This is a genomic window from Kitasatospora sp. NPDC058048 (genome assembly GCF_042885555.1).
Taxonomy (GTDB): Bacteria; Actinomycetota; Actinomycetes; order Streptomycetales; family Streptomycetaceae; genus Kitasatospora; species Kitasatospora lactacystinica.
The window spans coordinates 1,703-3,460 of the sequence record NZ_JBHVRT010000094.1; the positions used below are offsets into that span (position 1 = coordinate 1,703).

Here is a 1,758-nt window from a genome sequence, read left to right on the forward strand (position 1 = left end):
TTGAGGGTGTGTGACTGGTCGTTGTTTGAGAACTGCACAGTGGACGCGAGCATCTGTGGCCAAGTTTTTAAGGGCGCACGGTGGATGCCTTGGCACTAGGAACCGATGAAGGACGTGGGAGGCCACGATAGTCCCCGGGGAGCCGTCAACCAGGCTTTGATCCGGGGGTTTCCGAATGGGGAAACCCGGCAGTCGTCATGGGCTGTCACCCATACCTGAACACATAGGGTATGTGGAGGGAACGCGGGGAAGTGAAACATCTCAGTACCCGCAGGAAGAGAAAACAACCGTGATTCCGGGAGTAGTGGCGAGCGAAACTGGATGAGGCTAAACCTTGAGCGTGTGAGACCCGGCAGGGGTTGCGCTCAGGGGGTCGTGGGATTTTTCTTGATCGGTCTGCCGGCCGGTCGGCGAGTCAGAAACCGTACAGGTAGTCGAAGGACATGCGAAAGGTCCGGCGTAGAGGGTAAGACCCCCGTAGACGAAATCTGTACGGCTCGCTTGAAGAACTCCCAAGTAGCACGGGGCCCGAGAAATCCCGTGTGAATCTGGCGGGACCACCCGCTAAGCCTAAATATTCCCTAGTGACCGATAGCGGATAGTACCGTGAGGGAATGGTGAAAAGTACCGCGGGAGCGGAGTGAAATAGTACCTGAAACCGTGTGCCTACAAGCCGTGGGAGCGTCGTTCATCAGCTTGCTGGTGGGCCGTGACTGCGTGCCTTTTGAAGAATGAGCCTGCGAGTTTGCGGTGTGTAGCGAGGTTAACCCGTGTGGGGTAGCCGTAGCGAAAGCGAGTCCGAATAGGGCGGTTGAGTTGCATGCCCAAGACCCGAAGCGGAGTGATCTAGCCATGGGCAGGTTGAAGCGCGGGTAAGACCGTGTGGAGGACCGAACCCACCAGGGTTGAAAACCTGGGGGATGACCTGTGGTTAGGGGTGAAAGGCCAATCAAACTCCGTGATAGCTGGTTCTCCCCGAAATGCATTTAGGTGCAGCGTCACGTGTTTCTTGCCGGAGGTAGAGCACTGGATAGGCGATGGGCCTTACCGGGTTACTGACCTTAGCCAAACTCCGAATGCCGGTAAGTGAGAGCGTGGCAGTGAGACTGTGGGGGATAAGCTCCATGGTCGAGAGGGAAACAGCCCAGAACACCGACTAAGGTCCCTAAGCGTGTGCTAAGTGGGAAAGGATGTGGAGTCGCAGAGACAACCAGGAGGTTGGCTTAGAAGCAGCCACCCTTGAAAGAGTGCGTAATAGCTCACTGGTCAAGTGATTCCGCGCCGACAATGTAGCGGGGCTCAAGCACATCACCGAAGTCGTGTCATTGCAGCATATAGGGCCAACGCCTGCTGTGATGGGTAGGGGAGCGTCGTGTGCCGGGTGAAGCGGCGGTGGAAACCAGTCGTGGACGGTATACGAGTGAGAATGCAGGCATGAGTAGCGATACAAGAGTGAGAAACTCTTGCGCCGATTGACCAAGGGTTCCTGGGTCAAGCTGATCTGCCCAGGGTAAGTCGGGACCTAAGGCGAGGCCGACAGGCGTAGTCGATGGACAACGGGTTGATATTCCCGTACCCGCTTTGAAGCGCCAACGTCGAACCAGATGATGCTAAGGCCGTGAAGCCGTCCCGGAGCCTTCGGGCAAAGGGAAGTGGTGGAGCCGCCGGTCCAAGTCTGCAGTAGGTGAGCGATGGGGTGACGCAGGAAGGTAGTCCAGCCCGGGCGGTGGTTGTCCCGGGGTAAGGGTGTAGGCCGTT

Annotated in this window: 1 rRNA gene (running past one end of the window); it reads left to right on the forward strand. The window is 57.5% G+C overall.

The features are described from left to right. Nucleotides 1-57: 57 nt before the first annotated feature. Nucleotides 58-1,758: ribosomal RNA gene (locus ACFVVA_RS42045) — 23S ribosomal RNA — on the forward strand; its annotated part runs 1,211 nt beyond the window's last position; the annotation flags it as partial.